The 25,209-nt window shown below is 70.1% G+C and carries 30 protein-coding genes, 1 tRNA gene and 1 pseudogene; 7 read left to right on the top strand and 25 right to left on the bottom strand.

Annotated elements, in window-relative coordinates; translation table 11 throughout:
* Positions 1–3: 3 nt before the first annotated feature.
* The 8 genes from ACYVAG_RS04910 to ACYVAG_RS04875 form a co-directional block, all read right to left on the bottom strand.
* On the bottom strand, positions 4–1,197 hold the full coding sequence (locus ACYVAG_RS04910) for an alpha-D-ribose 1-methylphosphonate 5-triphosphate diphosphatase (RefSeq protein ID WP_460767322.1): 1,194 nt from the start codon (positions 1,195–1,197) through the stop codon (positions 4–6).
* Positions 1,194–2,000 (bottom strand): ATP-binding cassette domain-containing protein, encoded by an 807-nt coding sequence (locus tag ACYVAG_RS04905; protein ID WP_460767320.1) that lies wholly within the window; start codon positions 1,998–2,000, stop codon positions 1,194–1,196. Before ACYVAG_RS04905 ends, ACYVAG_RS04910 begins: the two co-directional genes overlap by 4 nt.
* 7 nt (positions 2,001–2,007) lie before the next feature.
* On the bottom strand, positions 2,008–3,804 hold the full coding sequence (locus tag ACYVAG_RS04900) for an alpha-D-ribose 1-methylphosphonate 5-phosphate C-P-lyase PhnJ (RefSeq protein ID WP_460767317.1): 1,797 nt from the start codon (positions 3,802–3,804) through the stop codon (positions 2,008–2,010).
* Positions 3,794–4,930 (bottom strand): carbon-phosphorus lyase complex subunit PhnI, encoded by a 1,137-nt coding sequence (locus ACYVAG_RS04895; protein WP_460767314.1) that lies wholly within the window; start codon positions 4,928–4,930, stop codon positions 3,794–3,796. The genes ACYVAG_RS04900 and ACYVAG_RS04895 overlap by 11 nt, the downstream gene beginning before the upstream one ends.
* Complete coding sequence (phnH, locus tag ACYVAG_RS04890) at positions 4,927–5,508, bottom strand: phosphonate C-P lyase system protein PhnH (RefSeq protein ID WP_460767312.1); 582 nt, start codon at positions 5,506–5,508, stop codon at positions 4,927–4,929. The genes ACYVAG_RS04895 and phnH overlap by 4 nt, the downstream gene beginning before the upstream one ends.
* Positions 5,505–5,951: a phosphonate C-P lyase system protein PhnG gene (locus tag ACYVAG_RS04885; protein ID WP_460767310.1), complete on the bottom strand. Its 447-nt coding sequence runs from the start codon at positions 5,949–5,951 to the stop codon at positions 5,505–5,507. Before ACYVAG_RS04885 ends, phnH begins: the two co-directional genes overlap by 4 nt.
* A gap of 143 nt (positions 5,952–6,094) precedes the next feature.
* A complete protein-coding gene (locus ACYVAG_RS04880; protein ID WP_460767307.1) occupies positions 6,095–6,790 on the bottom strand; it encodes a GntR family transcriptional regulator in 696 nt (231 codons plus the stop codon).
* Positions 6,787–7,461, bottom strand: a complete 675-nt coding sequence (locus ACYVAG_RS04875) for a phosphonatase-like hydrolase (RefSeq protein ID WP_460767305.1) — start codon at positions 7,459–7,461, stop codon at positions 6,787–6,789. The genes ACYVAG_RS04880 and ACYVAG_RS04875 overlap by 4 nt, the downstream gene beginning before the upstream one ends.
* Before the next feature lie 132 nt (positions 7,462–7,593).
* Between ACYVAG_RS04875 and ACYVAG_RS04870 the strand changes: the two genes are divergently transcribed.
* On the top strand, positions 7,594–8,703 hold the full coding sequence (locus ACYVAG_RS04870; RefSeq protein ID WP_460767303.1) for a TIGR03364 family FAD-dependent oxidoreductase: 1,110 nt from the start codon (positions 7,594–7,596) through the stop codon (positions 8,701–8,703).
* Positions 8,704–8,719: 16 nt separating this feature from the next.
* Here ACYVAG_RS04870 and phnE read toward each other — a convergent pair whose 3' ends face one another.
* The 5 genes from phnE to ACYVAG_RS04845 form a co-directional block, all read right to left on the bottom strand.
* Entirely contained in the window at positions 8,720–10,456 is a 1,737-nt protein-coding gene (gene phnE, locus ACYVAG_RS04865) for a phosphonate ABC transporter, permease protein PhnE (RefSeq protein WP_460767300.1), read from the bottom strand.
* Complete coding sequence (gene phnC / locus ACYVAG_RS04860; protein WP_460767298.1) at positions 10,453–11,301, bottom strand: phosphonate ABC transporter ATP-binding protein; 849 nt, start codon at positions 11,299–11,301, stop codon at positions 10,453–10,455. Before phnC ends, phnE begins: the two co-directional genes overlap by 4 nt.
* Before the next feature lie 23 nt (positions 11,302–11,324).
* Positions 11,325–12,278, bottom strand: a complete 954-nt coding sequence (locus ACYVAG_RS04855; protein ID WP_460767296.1) for a phosphate/phosphite/phosphonate ABC transporter substrate-binding protein — start codon at positions 12,276–12,278, stop codon at positions 11,325–11,327.
* Positions 12,279–12,447: 169 nt separating this feature from the next.
* On the bottom strand, positions 12,448–12,921 hold the full coding sequence (locus ACYVAG_RS04850; RefSeq protein ID WP_460767293.1) for a hypothetical protein: 474 nt from the start codon (positions 12,919–12,921) through the stop codon (positions 12,448–12,450).
* Positions 12,922–12,954: 33 nt separating this feature from the next.
* A complete protein-coding gene (locus ACYVAG_RS04845; RefSeq protein WP_460767291.1) occupies positions 12,955–13,089 on the bottom strand; it encodes a hypothetical protein in 135 nt (44 codons plus the stop codon).
* 197 nt (positions 13,090–13,286) lie between these two features.
* Between ACYVAG_RS04845 and ACYVAG_RS04840 the strand changes: the two genes are divergently transcribed.
* A complete protein-coding gene (locus ACYVAG_RS04840) occupies positions 13,287–13,430 on the top strand; it encodes a hypothetical protein (RefSeq protein ID WP_460767289.1) in 144 nt (47 codons plus the stop codon).
* A gap of 199 nt (positions 13,431–13,629) precedes the next feature.
* Positions 13,630–14,592, top strand: coding sequence for a LacI family DNA-binding transcriptional regulator (locus tag ACYVAG_RS04835; protein ID WP_460767286.1), 963 nt, complete (start codon positions 13,630–13,632; stop codon positions 14,590–14,592).
* 122 nt (positions 14,593–14,714) lie between these two features.
* Here the strand turns inward: ACYVAG_RS04835 and ACYVAG_RS04830 are convergent, their stop codons facing one another.
* The 3 genes from ACYVAG_RS04830 to ACYVAG_RS04820 all read right to left on the bottom strand — a co-directional run bounded on the left by ACYVAG_RS04830 (position 14,715) and on the right by ACYVAG_RS04820 (position 15,839).
* On the bottom strand, positions 14,715–15,026 hold the full coding sequence (locus tag ACYVAG_RS04830; protein WP_460767284.1) for a hypothetical protein: 312 nt from the start codon (positions 15,024–15,026) through the stop codon (positions 14,715–14,717).
* Between the two features lie 89 nt (positions 15,027–15,115).
* On the bottom strand, positions 15,116–15,346 hold the full coding sequence (locus tag ACYVAG_RS04825) for a hypothetical protein (protein ID WP_460767281.1): 231 nt from the start codon (positions 15,344–15,346) through the stop codon (positions 15,116–15,118).
* Between the two features lie 16 nt (positions 15,347–15,362).
* Positions 15,363–15,839, bottom strand: a complete 477-nt coding sequence (locus tag ACYVAG_RS04820) for a TetR/AcrR family transcriptional regulator (RefSeq protein WP_460767278.1) — start codon at positions 15,837–15,839, stop codon at positions 15,363–15,365.
* A gap of 47 nt (positions 15,840–15,886) precedes the next feature.
* On the opposite strand from ACYVAG_RS04820, the gene ACYVAG_RS04815 reads away from it, so the two are divergent.
* On the top strand, positions 15,887–16,444 hold the full coding sequence (locus ACYVAG_RS04815; protein ID WP_460767276.1) for a hypothetical protein: 558 nt from the start codon (positions 15,887–15,889) through the stop codon (positions 16,442–16,444).
* A 120-nt stretch (positions 16,445–16,564) separates the two neighbouring features.
* Here ACYVAG_RS04815 and ACYVAG_RS04810 read toward each other — a convergent pair whose 3' ends face one another.
* From ACYVAG_RS04810 to ACYVAG_RS04800, 3 genes are read right to left on the bottom strand one after another with little or no spacing between them, the layout of a single operon-like run.
* Positions 16,565–17,797, bottom strand: coding sequence for a metal-dependent hydrolase family protein (locus ACYVAG_RS04810; protein WP_460767273.1), 1,233 nt, complete (start codon positions 17,795–17,797; stop codon positions 16,565–16,567).
* On the bottom strand, positions 17,794–18,246 hold the full coding sequence (locus tag ACYVAG_RS04805) for a hypothetical protein (protein ID WP_460767271.1): 453 nt from the start codon (positions 18,244–18,246) through the stop codon (positions 17,794–17,796). Before ACYVAG_RS04805 ends, ACYVAG_RS04810 begins: the two co-directional genes overlap by 4 nt.
* A 1-nt stretch (position 18,247) precedes the next feature.
* Complete coding sequence (locus ACYVAG_RS04800; RefSeq protein ID WP_460767268.1) at positions 18,248–19,606, bottom strand: MFS transporter; 1,359 nt, start codon at positions 19,604–19,606, stop codon at positions 18,248–18,250.
* 112 nt (positions 19,607–19,718) lie between these two features.
* Between ACYVAG_RS04800 and ACYVAG_RS04795 the strand changes: the two genes are divergently transcribed.
* A complete protein-coding gene (locus ACYVAG_RS04795; RefSeq protein ID WP_460767266.1) occupies positions 19,719–20,600 on the top strand; it encodes a MurR/RpiR family transcriptional regulator in 882 nt (293 codons plus the stop codon).
* A 165-nt stretch (positions 20,601–20,765) separates the two neighbouring features.
* Here ACYVAG_RS04795 and ACYVAG_RS04790 read toward each other — a convergent pair.
* A tRNA-Ala gene (locus ACYVAG_RS04790) sits at positions 20,766–20,838 on the bottom strand.
* 97 nt (positions 20,839–20,935) lie between these two features.
* Here ACYVAG_RS04790 and ACYVAG_RS04785 point away from each other — a divergent pair.
* Complete coding sequence (locus ACYVAG_RS04785; RefSeq protein WP_460767263.1) at positions 20,936–21,304, top strand: nuclear transport factor 2 family protein; 369 nt, start codon at positions 20,936–20,938, stop codon at positions 21,302–21,304.
* Entirely contained in the window at positions 21,301–21,912 is a 612-nt protein-coding gene (locus ACYVAG_RS04780) for a class I SAM-dependent methyltransferase (RefSeq protein WP_460767261.1), read from the top strand. The genes ACYVAG_RS04785 and ACYVAG_RS04780 overlap by 4 nt, the downstream gene beginning before the upstream one ends.
* 109 nt (positions 21,913–22,021) lie before the next feature.
* On the opposite strand, the gene ACYVAG_RS04775 is transcribed toward ACYVAG_RS04780, so the two are convergent.
* From ACYVAG_RS04775 to ACYVAG_RS04755, 5 genes and pseudogenes are all read right to left on the bottom strand, one after another.
* Complete coding sequence (locus ACYVAG_RS04775) at positions 22,022–22,639, bottom strand: histidine phosphatase family protein (protein WP_460767258.1); 618 nt, start codon at positions 22,637–22,639, stop codon at positions 22,022–22,024.
* Positions 22,636–23,022 carry a ribosome silencing factor gene (gene rsfS, locus ACYVAG_RS04770; protein ID WP_460767256.1) on the bottom strand — a complete coding sequence of 129 codons (387 nt, stop codon included), beginning with the start codon at positions 23,020–23,022 and terminating at the stop codon, positions 22,636–22,638. Before rsfS ends, ACYVAG_RS04775 begins: the two co-directional genes overlap by 4 nt.
* The gene (nadD, locus tag ACYVAG_RS04765) at positions 23,019–23,681 is read right to left on the bottom strand and encodes a nicotinate-nucleotide adenylyltransferase (protein ID WP_460767254.1); all 663 of its coding nucleotides are present in this window, start codon (positions 23,679–23,681) and stop codon (positions 23,019–23,021) included. The genes rsfS and nadD overlap by 4 nt, the downstream gene beginning before the upstream one ends.
* Positions 23,682–23,700: 19 nt before the next feature.
* Positions 23,701–23,871 carry a hypothetical protein gene (locus ACYVAG_RS04760; RefSeq protein WP_460767251.1) on the bottom strand — a complete coding sequence of 57 codons (171 nt, stop codon included), beginning with the start codon at positions 23,869–23,871 and terminating at the stop codon, positions 23,701–23,703.
* A 36-nt stretch (positions 23,872–23,907) separates the two neighbouring features.
* Positions 23,908–25,196, bottom strand: a pseudogene (locus ACYVAG_RS04755) (glutamate-5-semialdehyde dehydrogenase).
* Positions 25,197–25,209: the final 13 nt, after the last annotated feature.

The raw sequence follows: 25,209 nt of genomic DNA, 5'->3' as shown, positions 1-25,209 counted from the left end.
ATTCTAGTCGGGGAGTTCCTGTGTCCCTCCGGGCAGCGTCGCGGCGACCGTCAGCCACCGGCGCCGATCGTCCACCAGGACCAGGTCGGCCCTCTCCCCCACCGCGATGGTGCCGCGATCGGCCAGCCCCGCGACGCGCGCCGGCCCCGAGGTCACCAGCCGCACGGCCTGCGGAAGCCCGAGTTCCCCGGCGGCGACGCTGACCGCGCCCAGGAGCCCGCTGGGCAGGTAGTCCGACGCGAGCGCGTCCAGACACCCCATCAGCGCCAGTTCCCATGCGGACACGTTTCCCGCGTGGGATCCGCCCCTCAGGACGTTGGGGGCGCCCGCCACGATGAGCAGACCGCGCTCACGCGCCCGCCGGGCCGCCTCAACGGTGGTGGGGAACTCGGCCACCTCGGCCCCCCGGGCCACGAGCTCGTCGACGGCCTCGGCGGAGTCGGGGTCGTGGCCCATCAGCCGGATGCGCCCCTCCCGCGCGAGCTCGCCCAGCCACGCGAGGTTGCGCTCGCGGACATGCTGGTTGGCCCGCGACTCCTCGCGCAGCTGCGCCACCTGGGACCAGGCGTCCTCCGGACTCGTCCCGTCGGCACCCACCATGTAGGTGACCAGGTGGCTCGCGTCCACATATTGCCCCTGCCCCGGCGTGTGGTCCTCATGGGACACCAGCGGAGGGGCCGCATCGCGCGGACGCTCGTCGAGCCAGGTGGACAGCGTCGTGGCTCCGGCCTCGCTCAGCACGTCGAGCCGGTGGAGGATGCGGTGGTCCACGCGCTCGTGGGCGTGGGCGGTGACCTCACGACACAGCTCGAGCGCGGTCTCGGGGTCGCGGCGGACGCCCCGCGCATGTTTGTGCTGGAACCCGGCCCCATGGAACATGGTGGTGATGCCGGCCGCCGCCAGTTTCGCCTCGAAGCTCGTCAGGGCGAACTCCCACGGCAGCACTGCCGAGGGGCGTGGCGCGCGCTCCTTCTCCAGCGCGTCGGAGTGCACGTCGACCAGACCGGGCAGCACCAGACGCCCCTGACCGTCGACGTCGCCGGACAGCGAATGGCCCACGATCTCGGCGATCAGCCCGTCGCGCACGACGATCGCGCCCTCCAGGATGTCATCGGGGAGCACGACGCGTACGCCGGACAGCACGTAGTCGGCGGGCGGGAGCGTGACCGGCCAGGGGCGTACGCGGGTGTCGGTCATCGTGCGGCCCGCCCGTCGACCAGGTCATCGGTGAGGTGGTCGGCGAGGGCGCCATGTTCCTGTGCCAGCACGGATTCCGGCGTCCCGTCGGCCACGATGCGGCCGTCCTCGACCACGAGCAGCCGCCCCGCCAGCCGACGGATGATCTTCATGTCGTGATAGACGGCGAGGACGGACACGTCGTGGGCGCGCAGGTCCTCGATCAGCAACAGGGCCTTCTCTCGGTTCGCCGGATCGAGGGCCGAGACAGGCTCGTCGAGGAGCAGCAGGCGGGGTGGGCTGACGGTGCCTGCGGCCAGATTGACCCGCTGGCGCTCACCTCCCGAGAGGACGGTGCAATCCACGTCCCACAGGGGTTTGTCGATCCCCAGTCGGGCCAGCGCATCACCCGCGACCTCGCGGGCGGCGGACGGGTCGAGCCCGCGCCTGCGGGCAGCGCGGACGACGAGCTCCCAGGGGCCGACCCGCGGGGGGGCCTGCAGGAACTGCGACACATAGCCGAACTCGCGCCCGCGCAGGCGTGCCATCTGGCGATCGGCGAGCCGCGTCAGGTCGACCGGCCCGGTCGGGGTGTGGAGCACCACCGTGCCGGAGTCGGGCAGGTAGGTGCGGTGAAGACAGCGCAGCAGACTGGACTTCCCGGCTCCTGAGGCCCCCGCGACCGCCACGTGCTCCCCCGCGCCGACGTGGAAGGACACCCCGGCGAGGCTGGTCACCCTGCGCCCACCGACGGCATGCAGGGTGAAGGTCTTGACCAGGTCGGTGACGGTCAGGATCTGTGTCGTGGCAGGGGTTGCGGTCATGGCGTCCTCAGCTTCCGGCTGCGGCGACGAGCCGCTGGGTGTAGGGGTGGTGGGGGTCGGCGAAGAGCTGGTCGGTCAGGCCCTGCTCGACGATGCGGCCGTTGCGCATGACGATCGCCCGATCAGTGAGCGCCGAGATGACACCGAAGTCGTGGCTCACCACCGCGACCGCGATCTCCCGCTCCGCCAGGAGCTCGCGCAGCAGGTCGAGGACACCTGCGGCGACCGACGCGTCGAGGCCGGTGGTCGGCTCGTCGAGGAGCAGCACCTGAGGATCCCCGGCCAGCGCCTTCGCGATCTGTACGCGCTGCCGCATGCCGCCGGAGAACTGACCGACCACGTCATCGATGCGCGCCAGGGGGACCTCGACCCGATCGAGCAGGGCCGCTGCGCGCCGACGGATGTCGTGGTAGGAACGCCAACCCGCAGCGGTGAGCCTGTCCGCGATGTTGCCACCGGCGCTGATGCGCAGGTTCAGTCCCGCCGCCGGGTCCTGGTGGACCACGGCGAGGGTGTCGATCCGCAGCGCGCGCCGCGCTGCAGCGTCGAGGTCGAGGACGTTCGTCCGGCCGTCGTCGAGGTCGGCGAGCAGGACGCGCCCCTCCTGGGTGATCTCCTCCCCGATGATGCAGCGCATCACGGTCGACTTTCCCGAGCCCGACTCACCGATGATCCCGAGCGCCTCGCCGGGCGCCACGTCGAAGCTCACGTCGTCCACGGCGCGGACGGCGCTGGAGCCTCGGCGGGCCGCGTACGTCTTGCCCAGCGACTCCACCTTCAACGACCACTCCTCCCCCGGTGCCGTGCGACTGCGCGCAGCGCCCAACTCGAGCGATTCCTTGCCGGAAAGGGATCCCGCGGTGGCGCGCACGCGGCGAGTGGGATCGGGGAGCCAGACGAGCGGTGCGATGATGCGGTGGTCGTCCGCGTCCACGTCGCCGTCCCGCACCCGCGAGCACCATTCGACATCGGAGCACAGCCAGTCCCCCGTGCGCGTCTGGACCAGGTAGGTGTCAGTCGACCCGCACAGCCCGCACGCGGCGCCCGACTCGTGTTCGACCTCGAACGGCACGTCGTCGAAGGTCAGGGGTTCGACGTGCGTGTGGGGGGGAACGGCGTACAGCTTCTTGTCGCGACCGTGCGACAGGAGGGTCAGGTGGTCAGATCCGTTCAGGCGCGGCACATCCCAGCGCGGGATGGGGCTCGGCGCCATCAGGTGGCGGTGGTGGACCATCACGGGATAGCCCGCCGCCGCGTTGACGACACCGCCGGTGACGAGGTCTTCATACATCGCGACCCACATGCGGGAGTAGTCCGCCTCCCCGTGCATGCGCCGGCACTCGCGCACGCTGCGCTCGACGGGACGCAGGGGCTCGGACTGCGGCACCTGGAGGACGACGATCTGGTCGGACCGCAGGCGATCTTCCGGGATCCTGTGCCTGGACTGGATGATCGACGCCTCACGGGTGTCACCCGTGGTGCCGCAACCCAGCGTGCCTCGGATCAGGCGGCGCAGGTTGACCGCGTTCACGCCCTCCTCGTCGCCCTGGTCGATGACCTTCACCGTGTCGTCGGCACTGCCGATGGCGACGGTCACCTGGAGCCCACCTGACCCCCAGCCGCGGGCCACCGGCATCTCTCTGGACCCGAAGGGGACCTGGTGGCCGGGGATGCAGACGGCCGACAGGCAGGCCCGACGCACTTCGCGCTTGCCCTGCTCGTCGAGGACCGTGGGGCGATCCGGGCCGGACGCCAGCCGGGCTGCGAGCTCCGCGACGCCGAGGTCGGGGGTCTCAGTGGTCATGGTCGCACTCCTCGTCGTGGGCGTGGCGTTGCTGGGGTGTGGCGGCTCTGTCTTCCTGTCCGGCGGCCATCGCCCGGTCGACCATGGACCGGAACGTCACATAGTGGGGCAGCTTGAGGTGTTCGAGGAATCCGTTGCTGGCAAGGCCGTCGGTGGTCATCATGATGATCTGCTGGAGCGCTGCTCCCTCATCGGTGGAGCCATAGCGGTGGGCGGCGAGGTCGAGGATGGCCATGGAGATGGCCTTGCGCTCGTTGTGACCGACTGCCATGCCGAAACCGACGTCGAACTGCGAGGAGTCCTCGCCGCGTTCGTCCAGGTGGGCGATCGCCTCACATTCGCTGGTCTCGATCTTCCCCACCACCACAGGGTTTCCGGTGTGGGGATGGATCACGCGCACGGGCAGGCGACCGTGTCGCACCTCGCCCAGGGTGACGGACTCGTCGGCATAGCCGTCAGGGCCGAGGATGCTGCGATACCACTGCGCGACGAGGCCTCCGGTCTCGGCCATCGCCATGGCCGACAGGAGGGCCGAGCGGGGTGCGGGCCATGTGACGTTCTCCAGGGCGAGGTCGAACGGTTCGGGATCGTCGTCCAGGCTGCGGTCCATCACCAACCCGCGTTCGGCCAGCCACTCGCTGTAGCGCCGCGGAGGCGTGTCGACCCCGGGAGCCGTGGTGGCGACAGGCTCGTCGCCCGTCTGCGCCAGCGGGTCCGGCGCGCCGGGCTCGCGCACCAGCCGCGCGGTGTAGTCGACCGTACGCCCCAGGAGCTGGGGCCCGTCCGGGCTCCGGTGAGCGGGGACGATGCGGCGTACGAGCTCGATCTCATCGGGGTCGACGGGCTCGCTGACGGCGAGTCGCGGCAGCGTGGATCGGTGTGCACGCAGGAGGTGCACGGCCTCGGGCAGGTCGCCCCGCGCCTGCACGAAGGCGACGGCCGCCAAGCGCCGATCCCACAGCGAGGCCTCCCCCATCAAGCGATCGAGCGCCTCGCCGAAGGTGCGCTGGACCTGGTCGACGTCCACCTGGTCGACGCCGTCGCGAAGCCGCGCGTCGTCGTGGACCAGCGCTTCGGCCGCCAGGATCGCCGAGGTCCCGCCACGATTCGTCCCGGCGTAGCTCATCGCGCCTGCTCCATCACCGTGGTCCGCGGCAGCCCGAGGACCCGGTGGTCATCAGTGACGCACAGCAGGTCGAACCCCTGCGGATAGTCGGCCATCAGACGGGCGCGCTCACGCACACAGCCAGGAGCCAGTGAGATGGTGATGCGCAGTTCGTCCCGGATGCCGGGGCCGGTGACGACGTAGTCGGGTCCGCCCGCGTCCAGCGACACGGGCACCACGACCACGGCCCCGAGCTGCGGTTGCTCGTCGGTCCCGCGCGGCACGGTCCGCAGCAGGTCGGGGCTCAGGTCGTCACCGGCCAGGAGCCAGCGGGCGTCGCTCACCGCGGACAGGGGCGCACGGGTGAGGCCGGCGATCTCGTCGATCGCGCGCCGGGTGACCTGCGCGCCGCCGAGCGCCGCGACGGGGGTCATGAGATCGGTCAGGGCGAGCAGCGGAAGGCGTGCCGCGTCGTGGCGGTGGCAGCCGAGGTCATGCACGGTGCCGGGGCGGGCGAGGGCGTCCAGGCACGCCCGGAACACCTCCTGGCGTTCGGATTCGTCCAGCAGGACGGTACGCGGGGCTTCGGTGACGCTCACGGGATCTCCTCGAACTCGACGACGGTGGGGGCGAGCCGCTCCCATTCGGCGGCCCGCTCCATGCGGGCGGTGGACGCGACATCGGCACAGGCCCGGCGCAGCCGGTCGGCGCGTTCGCCGCCGCGCTGCAGTTCGGCCTCGCAGACGGCCTGGGCCAGGACTGTGGCGGGATCAGCACCGGCGCGCATGGCCCAGCCCGGCGTGCCGCCGAGGGTGACCTCGGCCGAGGTGACCAGAACGTCGACCAGCAGGAAGCGGGTGCCGGCGACCGGCTCACGCACCTGGGTGGCGACGGTTCCCACCTCCGGCCCTCGGACGACCTCCAGCGGCGCCGTGGCGAGGCATTCATCGGCCACGGCCATCAGTGTGGCGGGTTCCAGCAGTGACAGCTGCTCGCACAGCTCCTCGCGGGTGGGGTTGTCGCGGATGGGGGTGTGGTTCACGGCGTCCTCCCTCTCTCGCCCCCAGCATCGCCAGCAGGGGTGGCGATGCCAGGTGGGGCAGGCGAACGCAGGGTTACGCCCGTGTGAAGACGCCCACGGGTTGTCCGGCGTACGCTCCACCATGGCCCTCATTCGACAAAGGCTCAGAGCTCGCAGACGAACCGGACGAGGTCGATGCGCGTCCAGTTGGCGCTGAAGAACAGAGGACGACCCGTCCCCTCGTCGACGTTGAGGCTGCTCACGCTCCACGCATGGGTGCCCGGTGGGAGGTCGAGCCGCTCGCACACGTCATCGGGTGGGCAGTCCACGGTCACGCGACACCAGTGGCGCAAAGGGGTGAAACCCGACCCCCGAAGGAGTTCCTCCACGGAGTCGATCACGCTCACGCCCACCGCGAGCTCGTTCACGACCCCCTCGGCGAACCACTCCTGCAGGAACGTCGTCACCTCGTCGTTCATGTAGGCAAGGCGTTCCAGCCGCATCAGCGGACCTACGGCTTCCAGCCGGTCGGAGATCTCCTCCGGTGGGTCGACGCGCCGGGCCGACAGGACGAACGTGCGGGCGCGGCCGCCCGACGCCTCGATCGTGCGGTGCAGCGACGGCCTCTTGGCGCGGGCGATGCCGTAGTCGAGCCGCCGGTGCACGAATGTCCCCGCCCCCTGACTCCGACGCACCAGGTATTGGTGCTCGAGGAAGCGCAACGCCCCCCGCGCCTCCGCCCGGGAAACGTCGAAACGCGCCATCAGCTGGTGCTCGCTGGGCACGCGTGTCCCGGTGGGCAGGTCGCGGATCTCCTCGGCCAGGATCGCGGCGACCTGGCGACTGCGGGGTTCGGTCACCGGAGCGCCGCCACGAGGGCCGCGACATCGGCCGCCCGATCGAGGATCGCGTGGTGCGGACAGGCCTCTAGTTGGGCGCGCGTGCCAGCACCGGTGAGGACGCCGAAGCCGAGCGCGCCGGCCGCCGCAGCGGCGTCGAGGTCGGCCGCGGTGTCGCCCACGGCCCACACGCGACCCGGGTCGTCGACCCCCAGGTCGGCCATGGCGCGCCGGATCATGTCGGGCGCGGGCCGTCCGGCAGCGACCTCCGTGGCACAGACGACCGCGTCGACCACGCCGTCGGTCCAACCGAGCGAGGTCAGCAGGTGGTCGGCCGTGGGGCGGTCGAAGCCGGTCGTCAGCGCGATGCGTACGCCGGCGGCCCGCAGCGCGTCGAACGCCTCCTCGATGCCCGGACACGGAATGGGCGGGGCGGCGGCGTAGCGTCGGGAGAGCTCGCCCGTGAACCGGGCGTGCACCGCGTCGACCCGCGCGGGGTCGTCGGTGGCGAGCAGCGCCGCGACGGCCGCGCGCTTCTCGGTGCCAGTCCAGCGGGCGAACATGGCGTCGTCGTAGTGGGCCCCGGCCGCGAGGGTCACCTCGCGCAGGGTGGTGTAGACGATGTCGTGCTCGTCCACCGTTGTCCCCGCCATGTCGAACGCGATCAGGCCGGGCTTGCTCGTCTCGTCCATCACCACCTCCTTCGCCGAAGGTAGGCTTCCGTCCCCTCGCGCGGGCTACGGGGCGGTGAACGGTACGTGAATGCTGGAGCAAGTGGGCGTACGTTCCCCGCGACACCCGTGCGGGCCGCAAGGATCGGGGACATGACCAGCGCAGACCTGATCATCGTCGGGGCCGGCATCGTCGGCCTGAGCCACGCCTGGGAGGCCCGACGCCGGGGGCTGAGCGTGCGGGTGATCGACCGCGACGCGCGGGCGGTCGGTGCCTCGGTGCGGAACTTCGGCCACTGTTGCCTCAGCGCACAACCGGATGACCTCGACGCCCTCGCGGTCGCGTCGCGCGAGGGATGGCTGGCGGCGGCCGCCGCGACGGGCGTGTCCGTTCGCACCCACGGCGGCATGGTGGTGGCGCGCAGCGACGCCCAGCGCGACCTGCTCGAGGAATTCGCGGCGCGCCGTCCCGAGCGGACCCGGCTCCTGTCAGCGGGCGAGATCAGCGACCGCCTCGCCGACGGCACGCGCGACCTGCCCGGCGTACGCGGGGGCGTCGAGCTCACGCAGGACCTGCGGGTCGACCCTCGGACGACGGTGGCTCACCTGGCTGCGCGCCTGGCCGACGACGGGGTCGAGTTCAGCTGGCGCACGTCGTGTCTGGGTGCGGATCACGGCACCGTCCAGACCTCGCGCGGCGCGATGACCGCCGAACGGGTCCTCGTCTGCGTCGGTCACGACCTCGACCTCCTGCGCCCCGACGTGGCCGACGCGGCCGGGATGGAACGGTGCGCCCTGCAGATGGCGTTGGTCGACAGCCCCGCTGGGTTCACCACCCACGCGGCGGTGCTGACGGCCACGTCGATGCTCCGCTACGGCGGCATGGCGTCCATGCCGGCGGCGGACCGCGTCCGCGCGGAGGTGGCGCCCGAGCTGCTGTCCATGGTGGCCAACGTGATGTTCGCCCCGCGGCCGGACGGATCCCTGCTGGTGGGTGACTCCCACACCTACGACCTCAGTCACGAGCCGTTCCTCGACGAGGGTGTGTCCGACGTGCTCCTGCGGGAGGTGGCCGGCGTCCTCGGGGTGGAGGCACTGCGCGTCCGCCAGCGCTGGCAGGGCGTCTATGCGTCCAGCCCGCTGTCCGACCTGCTCGTCGAGCAGCTCGACGCCCGCACGACCGCCGTCGCGGTGACCTGCGGCGTCGGCATGACCCTCAGCTTCGGCCTCGCCCGCCGGGTGCTGGACGAACTGGGCGCCTGAACCGGCCGCGAGGCCCTTACTGAACCGCTTTCCGCACGAACACGGCCAACGCCTCCACGAGCAGGACGGTGGCGAGGATGAACAGGAGGATGGTCGTGACGACCTCGAACTCCTGAACACGTGCGGCGTTGAGGAGGAGGAAGCCGACGCCGCCCGCACCCACGATGCCGAGCAGGGTCGCCGAGCGGATGTTGACGTCCAGCAGATACATCACGTGGGCGACGAACGCGGGCAGTGCCTGCCGAACGGTCGCGCCGAAGAAGACCTGCAGGGGTGAGGCGCCCGTGGCGCGAAGGGCCTGCTGGACCGCGACGTCGGTCTCCTCGAGCGAGTCGGCGACGAGTTTGCCGAGCAGGCCGACTGCCCCGATCGCCAGGGCCAGCGTGCCCGCGACGCCCCCGAGGCCGGTGACCACGACGAAGATGATCGCGATGATGAGTTCAGGGATGCCACGGATCACGACGATCAGGAGGCGGAAGCCGGTCGACACGGCCCGGTTGTGCACCACGTTGCGCGCCGCCAACACACCGATGGGCACAGCCAGCACTGCGCCGAGCAGGGTCGCCGCGAGTCCGATCTGGATCGTCACGAGCATGTCGGCGGCGATGTCGTCGAGAATGTCCATCCCGCCGGGCGGCCAGAAGAGGTCGGCCGTCGGCAGGACCCTCCCCGCGCCGCGCGCGACGTCGTCCCAGGTGACCCCCGCGGCGATGCACGATGCGACGACCAGCACGAACACGAGCGCGATCCCCCCGAACCGTCCGCCCCGCGCGGCGTCCCACGGGGGCGTCAGGCGCGCCGGGCGCGACGACGCCGGCGCGGTCGTCGGAGCGGTGGCCGGTGTGGTGGCCGGTGCCGTCGGGCGAACCCCGGCGACGCGGCGGGTCACCCGGTCCGCCCAGGTGGGGCGCGACGAGGTCGCCCCGGTCCGGCTCATGATGGCCGTGCGGATGGCCCCCGAGACGAGTTCGACGACGATGCAGAGGACCAGCACGGCGAAGGCGTACGCCATTCCGCGCTGATAGTTCAACGAGCGCAGCGAGTCGGCCATGGCGAGGCCGACCCCCTCGACGCCCACATAGCCGAGGATCACCGAGGTGCGGAGGTTGATGTCGAAGCGGTGGAGGGCGGTGGCGATGATCTGCGGCATCAGGGGCGGGATGATGCCGGCGGTGATCTGTTGCAGCCGTGAGCCGCCGGCGGCGCGGATGGCCTCCTGCGGGCCGTTGTCGAGCGATTCGATGGCGTCGGCATAGAGCTTGCCGATCATGCCGACCGAATGCAGTCCCATGGCGACGATGCCGGGCAGGGCACCCAGGCCGAACACCCGCAGGAAGAAGATGGCGAGGATGAGGTCGGGGATCGCGCGCGCCAGGACGATGACGCCACGGCTGGTCAGCCGGGCGGCGGGATGGATCGTGGTGTTCCAGGCCGCGAGCAGCGCCACGGGGATGGCGAGGACGACGCCCAGCAGGGTCGCCAGCAGGACGATCGCCAGCGTCTGCAGGATGACCAGCGCCAGCTCGGCGGCCGGAGGGAAGTCGAGCGGGAACATGCGCGCCACGAAGCGGCCGGCGTTGTCAGCGGAGTCGAGGAACGACGCGACGTTGATCCGCAGCTCCGCGGTCGCCCAGACCGCCGCGGCCAGCAGCCCCACCATGATCACGGTGGCGGCGATGGATCTCGGGCTCGGAGCCGGACGCCTGGGCCCGGTGACCTCGGCCGCCGGACGGCGCACCTGTGTGGCGGTCACCGCATCCCCGCGGGGGTGGTCAGCGGGGCGCCGGCCGTCGGCGCCGCAGGAGCCTGCGGGTGGTCGCCCGTGACCGCCCCCCGTTCGTCCCGGCCGGCGACGCTGGCATAGATCTCGTAGGCATCGCGCCGATCGATCTCGCTGGTGTCGCGGTCCAGCACGACCTTTCCCTGATGGAGTCCGACGATGTGGTCGGAGAACTCCATGGCCAGTTGCACCTGGTGGAGGCTGCACACCACGGTCAGGTCCTCCTCGCGGCTGATGCGGCCGATCAGTTCCATCACCTGATTGGCCGAGACCGGATCGAGGGATGCCACCGGCTCGTCGGCCAACAGGATCTGCGGTCTCTGGATGAGCGCTCGTGCGATCGCCACGCGCTGCTGCTGGCCACCGGAGAGGGTGTCGGCCCGTTGATGGGCGCGGTCGGCCAGACCGACCCGATCCAGCTGCTCGAGCGCGTCACGACGCACCTGCTTCGGATACATCAACAGGGACAGTCTCGGCCCGCGCAACGTGCCGAGGCGGCCCGTGCAGACGTTCTCGAGGACCGACATGCTTCCGACGAGGTGGAAGTGCTGGAAGATGAAGCCGATCCGGCGACGCAGTCTGCGCAACTCGGCCTCGTTGACACGATCGACACGCGTGCCGAGGACGTCGATCTCCCCCGACGTGGGGCGCTGGAGGCCGTTGACGTGGCGGAGCAGCGTCGACTTGCCCGAGCCCGACAACCCCAGCAGGACGGTGACCTGGTGGGCCCCGAACGAGACTGACACGTCGTCGAGGCCCTTCACCGTCGGGGAGAACCTCTTGGTGACGCCCCGCAGCGCGATGGTGGGCTCAGTCATGGTGTTCCTCCGGTTGCCGAGCCTCAGGCCTTGTTGCAGGCCTGGGACTTGGTGACCTCGCAGACCTTGCGGATGCCGTTGTAGGCCGAGTCGTCGATGGCCACGTAGCCGTACTTCACCTTGTCCGGCATGTCGCACTTCTCGGCCGTGCAGATGCCGGCCGCGATGAGCGCAGGGACGTTGGCCTTCTTCGTGATCGCGTCCTTGATTTTTGCCTGGGTGGCGGCGTCGAGCGTCTTGGTGTTCATGGCGAGGGGCGAGCCAGCGATCTGCTCCGACTTCCAGACCTGCTTGACGTCGTCGGCCTTGAGCTGACCCTTCGCCACGAGCTGGTCGATCATGGTGTCGTAGGCGAAGCCGACCTCGCACTGGCCCGACTTGATCGCCAGGAGCGAGGCGTCGTGGCCGCCGGCCATGACAGGTGTGACGTCCTTCTCCGGGTTGATCCCGGCGGCGAGCAAGCCGGCCGATGGGTAGAGATATCCGGACGTCGACGCCTTGTCGACGAAGCAGGTCTTCTTGCCCCTGAACCCCTCGATCGACGTGACCGGCGAGCCTGCAGGCACCCACCCCATGGAGTAGTAGCCGGGAGGGGTGTCCTTGGTCTTGACGGGCGAGCCGACGGGCTCGACGGGCACACCGCCGTCCCTGGCGATCTTGTAGGAGAACGGACCGTAGCCGGCGAGGTCGATCTTCCCGGCGCGCTGCCCCTCGATCACCGCGGCGTAGTCGGTGGCGTTCTGGAAGGTGACCTTCTTTCCGGTCTCCTTCTCGATGAGCTTGATCACGTTCTCGTACTGCCCCTGCAGGCTCTGCGACTGCTCCGACGGGACAGCGGCGAGCACGATGGTGTCCTTGGAACCGGCGGGACCGGAGGCGGCGCCGCCGGCCTGGCTCGCCGACTGACCGCAGGCCGACGCGGCGAGGACGAGGATGAGGGCCGAGGTGAGGCCGAGGGCGCGGACGGTGGTGGTCACGGGTGCTCCTTGGGCAGAACGGAACTGACGTGGCCACTCAAGGCGAACGGTGCGAAGCGGGCCCGCTGCGCGGGTGAACGGGGGGCGACGAACGGTTGTGCAGTTGGATTGGATGGGCGACAAGTGGAATCCGCGGTGGGCCACCCGCGCCACCGTCGATCACCAGTGATCACTCCACGCGGAAGGGCGGCGGTTCTGAGTCGGTTCCGTTGTAGAGCTGGATCAGGTCCGTCGCCAGGGTCAAGCCGTAGGAGTTCTGTGCGGCGTACAGGATCCGCTCCCCCACCAGGTCGGTCACGACGCGCGAACGATGGCCGCGCGCCACGCAGTGGAAGCCGCTGAGGAAGCGGATGCGTACGTCGCCGATGACCACCACGGGCTGCGGCCCCGGCTCCGCCGCGGTGACGGCGTGCCCGATCAGGTGGGCCCAGCGGGTGTCTGGGGGCGGGGCACAGGCGTGTAGCACGCGGGCGATCTCGCGCAGGAACTCGGAGGCAGTCAGCCCAAGACCTCCATAGTCACACGCCTGCTGGCGCCAGCCGATGACCTCGTCGAGCTCGGCCTCGTCGAAGCGCGCGATCAGGCGCTCGACCTCGACGGGGACACGTGTGCAGACCACCGGGCTGGCCCCGAACGAGTCCACGACGAGGTCGCGGAAGTCGTCGTAGTCGTCGCCTCAGCACTGGTAGATGCACCCGAGCAGGTTGGCGAGGTCGGGATAAGCGTCCCACACCCGGTCACGCCCGGCGCGCAGGGCGTCCGCGTCGGCCGGGTCCGGCAGGTCCCCGAGCGCCCGGATGAGGTTCAGCACAGAGCCAAGGTAGATGGTCGAGGGGGCGGCGTACGCTGGCGGCCATGAGCGAGCCGCGCATCGCGACGCTCACCATAGACCCGGACGAAGGTTTCCCAGGCCGTCGCGGTAGCCGCGGTGGCGTACGCCCTGAGCTTCGGCGGGTTCAACGCGAAGCTCCCCGTGCAGACCCCGGAGGCGCTGACGCGATCCGCGCGGTGGTCAGGCTGGGCCCCGCGGTGCTCGGCATCATCGGCGCCCTGATGTTCCTGGCCTATCCGCTGACCGATGCACGGTTCACCGAGATCGTGGCGGAGATGCGGACGCGCAAGGAGGCGAAGGGGTCGGCGGCGGTGGGCTGATATGGTCCTCGACCCAGATCGTGAAGCCCAGATCGTGAAGCCCAGATCGTGAAGCCCCAATCGTGAAGCCCCGATCGTGAAAAGTGCACACCTGCGCCCGAATCGCTGCCCGAGACCCTCGGCGCCCAGCGTGTCGGGCGCAGGTGTGCACTTTTCGCGTGCCTGACACTCACCTGACGAGCAACTCCGGCCACCCCCCTTGACGGCCAGCAAGGCATTGAACGGGCGCGGGCGCATGGCGGCGGCGACCCGCGACCGCGTACGCGCGGTGGCCGACGAGCTCGACTTCCGGCCAGATCCGCTGGCGCGCTCGTTCGCGACCGGCCGCGCGGAGCTGATGGGGCTGCTGTCGCGCGACGCGCTCGAGCCCTTCGCGATCCCTGTTCTGGCAGGGGTTTCACTCACGTTCGGAGAGGACGACCGCGCCGTGCTGATGCGCGACGCTCGCGACGACGCCGCCCGGCTTCGTGACCACGCGCGTGCGCTCGCCGCCCGTCGCGTCGACGGGGTTCTCGTGTTGGGCAACGGTCCGGGGAGGCTGATGCCGTCGGTGACGCCGACGTTCCGAGCGCCTGTTGTTTATGCCTATGAGCTGAGCGACGATCCCGAGGATGTCTGCTTCATCCCCGACGGCGTGCAGATGGGCGGGCTCGCGGCCGAACACCTGATGGACGTGGGATCGTGGGCACCGGTGCACATCACAGGAGCCGCTGACGACCTGTCGGTGCAGGAGCGCGAGCAGGGCTTCACTCTTGGGTTGACGGGGCGGGGGGTCGACCTCGCCGAGCCCGTCCTCCACGTCGACTGGACGGCCGCCGGCGGCTATCGCGCGGCCACGTCGCTCGTGGAACGCGGGGTCGACTTCGACGCGATGTTCTGCGGCAACGACCAGCTCGCGCTGGGCGTGCTGGCGTGCCTGACGGCGCACGGGGTCGACGTGCCGGGATCGGTGCGGGTGATGGGCGTCGACAACGTCGAGGACAGCACGTCGGGGCGCGGATTCCTGACGACGATCGACCGCGAACTGATGGAGCTGGGCGGGCGGGCGGCGCAGGCGCTGACCGACCTGGTCGCGGGCACGGGACGCCTCAGCGGCGTGCAGCGTACGCCGTGTCGGCTGGTGCAGGGACACACGACGGTGAGCCGCGACGGGAAGTGGTGAGCTCCCCCGCCGTCACCAGCGGACGCTGACCGCCAGATCGGGGCGGGAGTCGGACCCGGCCACGGCGTCGATGAGTGTGGCCATGGTCCACGCAGCCGTGTCGGAGTTCGCGATCGGCGCGGTCACGGGCCACTCGAGCACCGTCGACAACGTTGGAATTCGGTCTGCGGCAGTGAGAAATCACGCGGGTTCGTCGCGGCGAGTGCGACGAGATCGTTCGCCAGCGACGCTGGCTGGGGCGGGCCGAACCGGATGATGCGGTTGGCCTGCACGCGCCGCTGCACGAGGGAGGCGAGGTGATCGGGGGGCAGGTGGTTGACGCCGATCGTCGCGGTCAGCGCGTGGTCGCCCACCGTGTTGCCGTCACCGACCCAGAGGGGGCCGCCGAGGTGGCGTGCGGGGCGGATCGTGTCCCGTGGCAGGTAGGCGGACATGGCCGACAGGTGTGGATCGCCGACAGCGTTCAGCACGTCCAGGACGCACGCGATCGCTGCCTGGAAACAGATGGACGAGTCCGCGCGGTTCAGGTCGAGGTCGAGCCTGACGTCGAGGGTGCCGTTGTGGGCGCCGACGCCGGAGGGGTGAACTCCGCACGCGCGATCCCCCAGCCCACGGTTTCCGGGGTGAGGTCCAACGCCAGCGATCGGTCGAAGATCAACCCGTGGGCGTCCTCGGTGAGGCGTGCGTTGTCGACGCCAGGGGCGAACTCTGTTCGGAAGAGCAGTGCGCAGGTGACGAGGCGAAGCGGGCTCATGGGACCAGCCTAGGCGTCATCGCTGTGAGCACAGGGATTCCAGCCCCACACGCAGCGACGGCGCGTACGCGAGCGCAGCGCCCTCCATCCACGCACCTGTGAGCGTTCCGTGGGTCAGCGCCCACGAGCGTCGGGCGTGGTCGGCGTCCCCGCCGGGGCACTGGCCCCAGAGATCGAGCACGCGGCCGAGCAGGCGCGCGTGCAGGCGTACGCCCTGGTCGTCCTCGGTCGTGGCGCCCAGAAGCTCGAACAGGTGGGGTTCGGCGGCGGCGTACGCGACGTAGCGCTCGGCGATCTTTTGGCAGGTCACCGGGCCCCTCAGGTGGGAGATGAACTCGTCGGCGACGCGATCATGGACACCGGCCAGCAGCTTCGCCCGGCCCCCGAAGGCTGTGTAGACGCACATCGTCGAGCGCCCGGCCGCGGCCGCGAGCTGGCGTACCGACAGGTCACTGGTGCCGCCGGAGCGGATGTGCTCGCGTACGCCGCGCAACAGCTGCTCGGTGACGGTCGGGTCGTCCTTGGGCAGCCAGCACCCTCGTGCTCATCATCGGCACCCTCAAGCGAGGCGGCGTCGTGCCGGCCGTGCCCGTCACCCAGCTGATCGCGCCGTTGGGCCAGGTGTTCGGGATCCTCCTGATCATCGGCCTGTTCACCGCCGTACGCCCGCTCGGCCGCATCGGACGGGCCGTGGGGGTGCTCTCGGTGATGAGCCTCACGCTCGTCGTCGGGGTCGAGTTCATCCTGAACCTGGTCTTCCCCTACCTGCCGGTGGCGACGATCGCTGCGCTGCGCCAAGGGCCGCTGGGCCTGGCGCTGACCATCACCTCGCTGCTGTTCCTGGCCACCACGACGGCGACGGCGATCACGCTCGGGCGCGTGGCGGGAAGTCCTCGGATTGCCCTTGCTGCGTACGCCTTGGGCGCGGCCGTGGTCGCACTGCGGGCGTTCGTCTCCCCCACGATTCTGGTCGTCGGACTCACCGTGTTGACGATGGGTGCGGCCGCACTGTCGGTGTGGCTGCTGCGAAAGTCGATGGCGGCGGCCGAGGACGTACGCCGGGTCGACGAGCGGGAGCCGGCACTGCAGGGGATGTGAGCATGGACGATGTGCAGAGATCGGACGCCAAACTGCTCAAATGGCGGCCAACTCCTCGATTTCTGCACATCGTCCATGGGCCGTGCAGGGACGGGCCGATATCCCGACCTGCGCAGCTCATCACGGGTGGCCTGCAGCCCCCTCCCCCACCACGACGGCACCGTCCTGGACCACCTGACGAGGCGTCCCCGCCGCCAGGATCTCCATGTCCTGCAGGGGATCCCCGTCGACGATCACGAGGTCACCCCTGGCTCCGGCAGTCAGCACCCCGAGCTCCCCCTCGCGCTGCAGCAGCCGGGCCGCCACCGTCGTCGCCGACCGGATGACGTCGATGTTGTCGACGTGCTCGGCGCGGATAGCGAACTCGCGCGCCTGGTGGCGCTGCATGCCGCCCAGCAGGTCCGACCCGTACGCCGGGATCACCCCGGCCGCGTGGGCGAGCTTCAACGCCTCGACTCCGCCCGAGAGCACCGCCTCGATCTTCGCGTACTGGTCGGCCGGCAGACCGTGCTCGCGGCCCTCCTCCTGCAGTGCCCAATAGGTCACGAGGTTCATGGTGACGAAAGCGTCGTGCTCCTTCAGCGCATCGACCACGGACTGGTCCATGAGGTTGCCGTGCTCGATGCTGCGTACGCCGCCCTCGAGCGCCCGAAGGATCGCCCGTGCCGTGTACGCGTGGGCCGCGACGTAGCGGTTCGCGGCCTCCGCTTCCTCAACCACTGCACGGATCTCGTCCATCGAGTATTGCGTCGAGTCGATCCGATCGGTGGGCGAGGCCACCCCACCGCTCACCATGATCTTGATGTGGTCGGCCCCCTTCCGCAGCTCGTCCCGCGCGGCCCGGCGCACCTCGTCGACGCCATCGGCCAACCGCGAGATGCTGGGGCAACACGCGTGGGCGTCGAACTGCTGGCGGCCACGATGACGGGTGTCGCCGTGCCCGCCGGTCTGCGAGAGGGCTTTGCCGCCGAAGAAGAGCCGCGGGCCGCGGACCAGACCCTCGGCCTGGGCGGACTGCAGGCCGAAGTCTCCGCCGCCCACGTCGCGCACGGTCGTGAAACCACGGTCCAGCATCTCCCCCATCGTCCGCGCGGCGGCGAGGGCGACGTAGTTCGGGGACATCTCCCCCACCGCCCCCAGGTCGGCGGTGGCGGCGGCCAGCACGTGGACGTGGCAGTCGATCAGACCGGGCAGGACGAACCGCCCACTGGCGTCGATCCGACGTGCGTCACTGGGGGCGTCGCCACCGGGAACCACGACGCCGTCACGGATCGCGACGTCTCGGGTCTCCCAGGAGCCCGACACCGGGTCGAGAACCGCTCCACCCGTGACGACGAGGTTCTGCCCGCTCATCGCGCGTCCCCCTTCGCCAGTTCGTCGCGCACGGCGTCGACACAACCCGCGGCGATGCGCCGCACCTCGGTCGCCGCGGCGGAGGTCAGCCCTCCCTCGGGTGTGAGGATCGAGAGTGCGCCGATCACCGCCCCGCCGTCGATCACCGGGGCGTTGGCGATAGCGCCACACCCGAGGCTCTCGATCAGGGCGTGGTCGGCGAAGATGCACTCCACGTCCCCGGGCGTGAGCCCGAGGAAGACCTCACCCCGCTGCACGCACGTCTCCACCCATTCGGGAGCGATGTCGACGCTGAGGCTTTTGCGTCCCCCAAGGGGGTACGCCTCGAGATCGCTGGAGTGCAGGCGGACGACCTCGTCGCCGCTGATGCCCAGCACGGTGAACAGGCGCACGTCGTAGAGGCGTCGCGCGGCCTCCTCCGCCTCGGCCAGGTTCGAGAACTGTTCCATGTCAGACCCTTTCGTTCGTGATGTGCTCCAGCGAGCGGCCCTTCGTGGGCTTCGCGAAGAGCAACGTGCAGACGATGCCGACCGCCAGGACCGCGGTGGTCATGCCGAAGACGCCCACGAACCCCCACTCGGCGGCGAAGATGCCGATGATCATGGGCGCGGTGATGGAGCCGATGCGCCCGAAGGATGAGCTGAGACCCACGCCCGTCGCCCGCAGCCAGGTCGGGAAGACCTCCGGCGTGTACGCGTAGACGCCGGCGTACGTGCCGTTGAGGAAGAACGACAGGGCGATGCCCGCGGCCGTGATCCAGACCGGATCGGTCATCTGGCTGAGCCAGTAGGCGCTGATCGCCGCGCCGAACAGGTAGGACGCGATGGTGTATTTGCGGTCGAACCGCTCGTTGAACCATGCCGCCGAGAAATAACCGGGGATCTGGGCGAGGTAGATCAGGATCGAGAAGTTGAACGACTTGGTGACCGTCAACCCCTTCGACACCAACAGCGAGGGGATCCACGAGAAGAATCCGTAATAGGCGAACGTGATCACGAACCAGATGAGCCACGTCACGGCCGTGGTGCGCCACATCTGGCGGCTCCACAGGTGTTTCAGCGCACTGCCCATCGTGAACTTGCGCGGCTCGGGCTCGCCCGCGTGGTTCGGATCGACCGGCGGGAGCGCGGCGTTGGTCGCCGTCCTGACCCTGTCCTCCAGCTGGGCGACCACCGCTTCGGCCTCGTCCTTGCGTCCCTCGTTGAGCAGATAGCGGGGCGACTCGGGCAGCGAGCGACGCCACCAGAGCAGCATCACGATCGGCAGGAAGGTGATGACCTGGGCCCAGCGCCAGCCATGCGGGATGGTCGGGACCACGAAGCGTCCGATCAGCGCTGCCATGACGAATCCGAAGGAGAAGAAGCCGGACAGCGCGCCGACGAACCACCCGCGTCGCTTGCTGGGCACGAATTCCGACAGGAAGGGCGCGATGATCGCGCTCTCGGCGCCGGCGCCGAAGCCGGCGAGGATGCGCATGGCGAGGAAGATCGGGAAGTTCCACGCCGCCGCGGCGACGAGGGACGCGATCGCGTACACGACCAGCGCGTACATCATGACCTTCTTGCGGCCGATGCGGTCACCGAGGTAGCCGGCTGTCACCGCGCCGAACAGGAAGCCAAACGGCGCCGACGACGCGACCATGCCGAGTTGGGCGGGGCCGAGCTGGAACACCTGCTTCACGTCCGGCAGGAGGAAGGCCACGATGGCGCTGTCCATGCCGTCGAAGGTGTAACCGAGGCCGCCGATCAGCAGCAGCGCATAGTGGGGCCTGCTCAGTGGCAGGCGATCGAGACGAGCCGAAAGGGACACGGGAACTCCTCTGCTCTGGGATGCCAGAACAGTAAGTGGCCCGATCTTGCAGGTCAATGAATTCTGCAAATCTGTTTGCATGTCGGCTCACGACTGTCCCTAGACTGCAACCATGGCGAGACGCGACGTGGACCAGTCCCTGCACGACTGGCTGGGCTCCCTGGTGGGCGCGGACCAGTTGACCGGGCGTACGGGGCAGGCGTTCCGCGAGATCGTCGCCAACCCCGGCCGCTCGAGCTATTCGCCCGCCGGCGCAGTGGCGGCGGCGGCAGGGGTGAGCGTGTCGGCGATCACGCGCCTGGCCCAACGACTGGGGTACGCCGGCTGGCCGGACTTCCAGTCGGACCTGCGCGCCCACTATGTCTCGCACCTCTCGGTGGTGGAGGTGGCGACCGAGCACGGACTCCGGGAGACGCCCTTCCACGACTCCGTACGCCGGGACGCTGAATCGACCGCGGAAGTGCTGCGCCGCATCCCCGACGCCGACGTGGTCCGGGTCGCCGAGCGCATCGCGGCGGGGCGTTCGATCTTCGTGACCGCTCAGGGCAGCTTCGCGGCCGTCGGTCACGCGTTGAGCCACAATATGAGGCTGGCCGGTTTCCCTTGCCACGAGCTGTTGGATCGCCCGGCCTCGATCTCGAACGCTGTGGCGTTCATGCAGCCCGACGACGTGCTCATCGTGTGCTCGTACTGGCGGCTCTATCAGAGCTCGGTCACCGCGGCCCAGACCGCGCACGACAAGGGGGCGACGGTCATCGCCCTGACCGACAACCTCACCAAGGCGCTGGCAGACTGCGCCGACGAGTGCCTGATCGTGCCGGCCGAGGGGACGTCGTTCTTCCCGAGCCTGGCGCCGGCGATGTCGGTCGTGCAGGGACTGGTGGCGACGCTGGCGTCGCTGGATCCGGAACGTACGCTGCGGTCGATGCGCGCGGTCGAGGAGTCGTGGGGCACGTTCGACCTGCTGCACCGATCGGTGCGGGGGCAGGGGTAGAAGCCGGTCCCCCACTCTGTGGTGGTGCTGGCTCATGGACGATGTGCAGAGATCGGGCACCAAACCGCCGGGAAGGCGCCAAAGTCTCCGATTTCCGCACATCGTCCACAGGTGAGTCCAGAACGCAGATCAGGGCGGACCCGACCGGGTCCGCCCTGAGATCTGTGGAGCTAAGGGGATTCGAACCCCTGACCTCTTCCATGCCATGGAAGCGCGCTACCAACTGCGCCATAGCCCCGCATTCGCGCCGGTCTCCCGGAAATCGCGACCAGAGAAAGGTAGCGCATCCCCTGCCCCGCCACCAAATCCTCGAGTCCCCTCCGTACGCTGGCCGCATGACCGCCCGCGACGACATCCTGACCAACTGGCGTACGCAGCTGACCGCCATGGACGAGGCCGACACCTCCGCCCTCGCGGCCTGCTTCACGCCCGATGCGACGCTCGTGCACATGACCGGCTATCGCCAGCCCCTCGACGAGTGGATGGACGGCATCCGAGCCCGGCAGTTCGTCTATCACCGGGTCGTGGAGAAGTCCGTGGAGGTGACGATCCAGGACGACGACAACGCCAAGGTCAGCGGGCACATCCTCACCGGCGTCACCGACGACGGATCCGGCCAGACCTGGCCGCTGGACGTCGCGCAGGACTTCGTCCGCATCGGCGACGCGTGGCTCTGCAGCAGTTCCCGGGTGACGATGTGGTGAGCGAGAAGTCCCGCGACTTCTGGGACTCGATGGCAGGCGAGTACGACCGGCGTTCGGCCCGGCTCGAGCGCCGCTTCCTCAACCAGGGCAGGGTTTGGGCGTGCTCGCGCGCGACGGGCGATGTGCTCGATGTGGGCGTGGGGACGGGCGCGAACCTTCCCCACCTGCCGGCCGGCGTACGCATCACCGGGCTCGACCAGAGCCCCGCGATGGTGGAGCAGGCGACGCGGCGAGCGCGGGAACTCGGGCTGGACGCGACGATGCGGGTGGGCGACGCCGGCGTACTGCCCTTCCCGGACGCGAGCTTCGACACCGTGCTGAGCACGTTCGTGCTGTGCTGCGTGCCGGACGAGGGTGCTGCGTTGCGCGAGATGGTGCGGGTGCTGCGGCCGGGCGGGCGACTGGTGCTGGCCGATCACGTGGAGTCGACGAACGGGGCCGTACGCGTGGGCCAGCGGGTGCTCGAAGCGATCACCGGGCCCGGGCAGGGGGAACGGTTCACGCGGCGGCCTGCGGGAATCGTCGCGGAGATGGGCGAGTTGAGCGTCGTCGAGGGCGAGCGCCGGGCGTTCGGGGTGCTGGAGCAGGTGTGCGGGGTGAGGAACTAGCTCCTCGTCTCGCTTCGCTCGCTCGGAGAAGGTTGCGGTGGCTTCGACTCGCTGGCGCTCGCTCAGCCAACGTGGGGCTCCTCGTCTCGCTTCGCTCGCTCGGAGAACGTCAGCCTGGGCCCACGTTGTACGCCGCGATCCTCCATGGGTGGCTCTTCTGGTGGCTGCGTTCGATGACCACGCAGTGGCAGTTGTCGATGCGGCCGAAGCTCTCCTTGATTCCCGCAGGCACCCCCACCAGCTCCAGCGAGCCGACCTTGCCGGCCAGCCCGTGCATCACCACGGCCACCACCGCTCCGTCCGGGGCTGCCTCACCGATCTCCGCCAGCGCCTGTGACACCCGGCGCTCGACCTGGCGTACGGACTCTCCCCCGCCGCGCACCACGTCCTCGCCGCGGGCCTCGCGCTCCATGACGTCGGCGAACTCCTCCATGAGCTCCTCGACCTTGCGGCCCGACCAGTCCCCCACCGAGATCTCCCGCAGCCTGCGGTCGACCTTCACGGGCAACCCGGTGACCTTCGCCAACTCCTCGGCGGTGTCCCGAGCGCGCGACAGGTCGGACGCCCAGATCTCCGTGATCCCCAACCCAGCAACGAAAGGAGCGGCAGCGCGGGCCTGCTCACGGCCCGTCGCGTTCAGCGGGATGTCGGACTCACCCTGCCAGCGCCGCTCCAGGTTCCAGTCGGTCTGGCCATGCCGCCAGAGGACGAGCCGGGCGGCTGTCACTCGGCCGCAGCCTCGGGCGGCGTCGGGAGGTCGAGCGGAATGCGCGGGCAGTCGTGCCACAGCCGCTCGAGCGCATAGAACTGGCGCTCCTCGGAGTGCTGCACATGGATGACGACGTCGAGATAGTCGAGCAGCACCCAGCGGTTCTCGCGGTCCCCCTCGCGGCGCACCGGCTTGGCCGCGTGGTCCTCGCGCAGCTTCTCCTCGATCGCGTCGACGATCGCGCCGACCTGCCGGTCGCTCGACGCCGACACGACGAGGAACACGTCGGTGATCGCGAGCTGTTCGGAGACGTCGAACGCGACGATCTCCTGGCCCTGCTTGTCGTCGGCCGCCAGCGCGGCCGCCCTGGTCAGTTCGAGCGCGTGGTCGGTTGCGGTCATAGCTCCCTCTCGGCGGCCTCGGGGACATAGAGGCCGCGCTTCTGGATGTGTTGGACGATGCCGTCGGGCACCAGATACCAGATCGGATCGTTGTGGGCGACGCGCTCGCGGCACGCCGTCGAGGAGATCGCCATGGCCGGGATCTCCAACAGGGTCACGCGATCGGCCGGCAGGTGGGCGATGTCGGGCGCGTCCAGTTCGATGCCGGGGCGCGACACCCCCACGAAGTGGGCCAGGTCGAACAGCTGGTCGGCGCCGCGCCACGTCAGGATCTTCGCCAGCGCGTCGGCACCGGTGATGAAGAACAGGTCGACGTCATCGCCGCGCTCGGCCCGCAGGTCGCGCAACGTGTCGACCGTGTAGGTGTCACCCTCGCGTTCGATGTCGACCCGACTGACGGTGAACCTCGGGTTGGAGGCGGTCGCGATGACCGTCATCAGATAGCGGTCCTCGGCCGGGGACACGCGCCGGTCCTTCTTCTGCCACGGCACGCCGGTCGGCACGAAGACCACCTCGTCGAGCCCGAAACGGCTCTGCACCTCGCTCGCGGCCACGAGGTGGCCGTGGTGGATGGGGTCGAACGTGCCGCCCATCACTCCGAGGCGATAGCGCTGGCCCGCCCGGTCGCCCCGGCGGGCCAGTCCTGTCAGTTCACTCATAGAAGATCCGTACGCCGGCTCAGGCGTGCGGTCGGCTCTTCCCGATGTTCAGCACGAACATGAGTCCGGCGATCAGGAGCGCCAGCGCGATCAGGCCGAAGCCCCACGCCGGGATCGGCAGGTGCTTCAGGCCGTCGTGGGCGGCTCCGCCTTCGAGCAGGGTCATGCCCTGGAGCAAGGTCATCGTCATGGGCGGCAGCCTACCGTCCCCGCCGCGCCTGCGCGCTCACCCGCGTACCTGCCCGTCGCCGGTCACCACATATTTCGTCGACGTCATCTCGGGCAGCCCCATCGGCCCGCGCGCGTGGAGCTTCTGGGTCGAGATGCCGATCTCGGCCCCGAACCCGAACTCCTCGCCGTCGACGAAGCGGCTCGACGCGTTCACGAGCACCGCGGCGGCGTCCACCTCCGCGGTCCACCGGCGTACGCTCCCCTGGTCGCGCGTGACGATCGTCTCGGAGTGGCCCGACGAACAGCGGCGCACGTGGTCGAGGGCCGCGTCGATCGAGTCGACGACCGCGGCTGACAGGTCGAGCGAGAGCCACTCTTCGTCGAAGTCGCCCTCCTGCGCGGGCACGACATCGGCCGCGTACGCCGCGAACCGCGGTTCGGCGTGGACGGTGACCCCGTGCGTACGCAGGGCCTCGACCGCCTTGCCCACAAAGGATTCGGCGATGTCGGCGTGCACCAGCAGGGTCTCGACGGCGTTGCAGACGCTGGGTCGCTGGACCTTCGCGTTGAGCAGGATCTCGAGCGCCATGTCCTGGTCGGCGGACGCGTCGACGAACAGGTGGCAGTTGCCGGTGCCGGTCTCGATCACGGGCACCTTCGCGCCCTCGACGACGGCGTTGATCAGGCCCGCTCCCCCGCGCGGGATCAGCACGTCGACGACGCCGCGCGCGGACATCAGAGCGGCGGTGACCTCGCGTCCGCCGGTGACGAGCTGGATGCAGTCGGCGGCAGGCCGGCCTCCTCCAGGCCCGTACGCAGGGCCGCGACCACCGCGGCGTTCGACCGCGCGGCCGAGCTGGATCCCCGCAGGAGCACGGCATTGCCGGACTTCAGCGCGATGCCGCCGGCGTCGGCGGTGACGTTGGGGCGCGCCTCATAGATGATCGCGACGACGCCGAACGGCACGCGGACCTGGCGGACCTCGACGCCGTTCGGGTTGGTCCACCCGCGCACGACGTCGCCGACGGGGTCGGGCAGCCCGGCGAGCTGGCGCAGGCCGGCGGCCATGCCGTCCAGGCGCGCGTCGGTGAGGCGAAGGCGATCCACCAGCGACTCCGGCGTGCCGGTGGACCGGGCCGCCTCGACGTCCGCGTCATTCGCGGAAAGCACGTCGGTGCGCGCCGCGAGGAGCGCGTCGGCCATGGCGTGGAGGGCGCGATCCTTGGCGGCGCTACCGGCGGTGGCCAGCGTACGCGCGGCCTCGCGGGCGCGGGCGCCCTGCTGGGCCAGATCGCCTGCGAGGGCGTCCCGGTCGGCGCGGGTGTCCGCGGGGAGCTCGTTCATGGGCACAGGATAG

It is taken from the genome of Mariniluteicoccus flavus, from assembly GCF_054776655.1.
This window is presented reverse-complemented; position numbering and strand designations above follow the sequence as displayed.

Excerpts from the sequence above, each read along its gene's own strand:
- ACYVAG_RS04910 (WP_460767322.1), bottom strand. The coding sequence starts at position 1,197 with ATGACCGACACCCGCGTACGCCCCTGGCCGGTCACGCTCCCGCCCGCC.
- ACYVAG_RS04905 (WP_460767320.1), bottom strand. The coding sequence starts at position 2,000 with ATGACCGCAACCCCTGCCACGACACAGATCCTGACCGTCACCGACCTG.
- ACYVAG_RS04900 (WP_460767317.1), bottom strand. The coding sequence starts at position 3,804 with ATGACCACTGAGACCCCCGACCTCGGCGTCGCGGAGCTCGCAGCCCGG.
- ACYVAG_RS04895 (WP_460767314.1), bottom strand. The coding sequence starts at position 4,930 with ATGAGCTACGCCGGGACGAATCGTGGCGGGACCTCGGCGATCCTGGCG.
- ACYVAG_RS04875 (WP_460767305.1), bottom strand. The coding sequence starts at position 7,461 with ATGGACGAGACGAGCAAGCCCGGCCTGATCGCGTTCGACATGGCGGGG.
- ACYVAG_RS04870 (WP_460767303.1), top strand. The coding sequence starts at position 7,594 with ATGACCAGCGCAGACCTGATCATCGTCGGGGCCGGCATCGTCGGCCTG.
- phnC (WP_460767298.1), bottom strand. The coding sequence starts at position 11,301 with ATGACTGAGCCCACCATCGCGCTGCGGGGCGTCACCAAGAGGTTCTCC.
- ACYVAG_RS04830 (WP_460767284.1), bottom strand. The coding sequence starts at position 15,026 with ATGTCCGCCTACCTGCCACGGGACACGATCCGCCCCGCACGCCACCTC.
- ACYVAG_RS04825 (WP_460767281.1), bottom strand. The coding sequence starts at position 15,346 with ATGAGCCCGCTTCGCCTCGTCACCTGCGCACTGCTCTTCCGAACAGAG.
- ACYVAG_RS04810 (WP_460767273.1), bottom strand. The coding sequence starts at position 17,797 with ATGAGCGGGCAGAACCTCGTCGTCACGGGTGGAGCGGTTCTCGACCCG.
- ACYVAG_RS04805 (WP_460767271.1), bottom strand. The coding sequence starts at position 18,246 with ATGGAACAGTTCTCGAACCTGGCCGAGGCGGAGGAGGCCGCGCGACGC.
- ACYVAG_RS04795 (WP_460767266.1), top strand. The coding sequence starts at position 19,719 with ATGGCGAGACGCGACGTGGACCAGTCCCTGCACGACTGGCTGGGCTCC.
- ACYVAG_RS04785 (WP_460767263.1), top strand. The coding sequence starts at position 20,936 with ATGACCGCCCGCGACGACATCCTGACCAACTGGCGTACGCAGCTGACC.
- rsfS (WP_460767256.1), bottom strand. The coding sequence starts at position 23,022 with ATGACCGCAACCGACCACGCGCTCGAACTGACCAGGGCGGCCGCGCTG.
- nadD (WP_460767254.1), bottom strand. The coding sequence starts at position 23,681 with ATGAGTGAACTGACAGGACTGGCCCGCCGGGGCGACCGGGCGGGCCAG.
- ACYVAG_RS04760 (WP_460767251.1), bottom strand. The coding sequence starts at position 23,871 with ATGACGATGACCTTGCTCCAGGGCATGACCCTGCTCGAAGGCGGAGCC.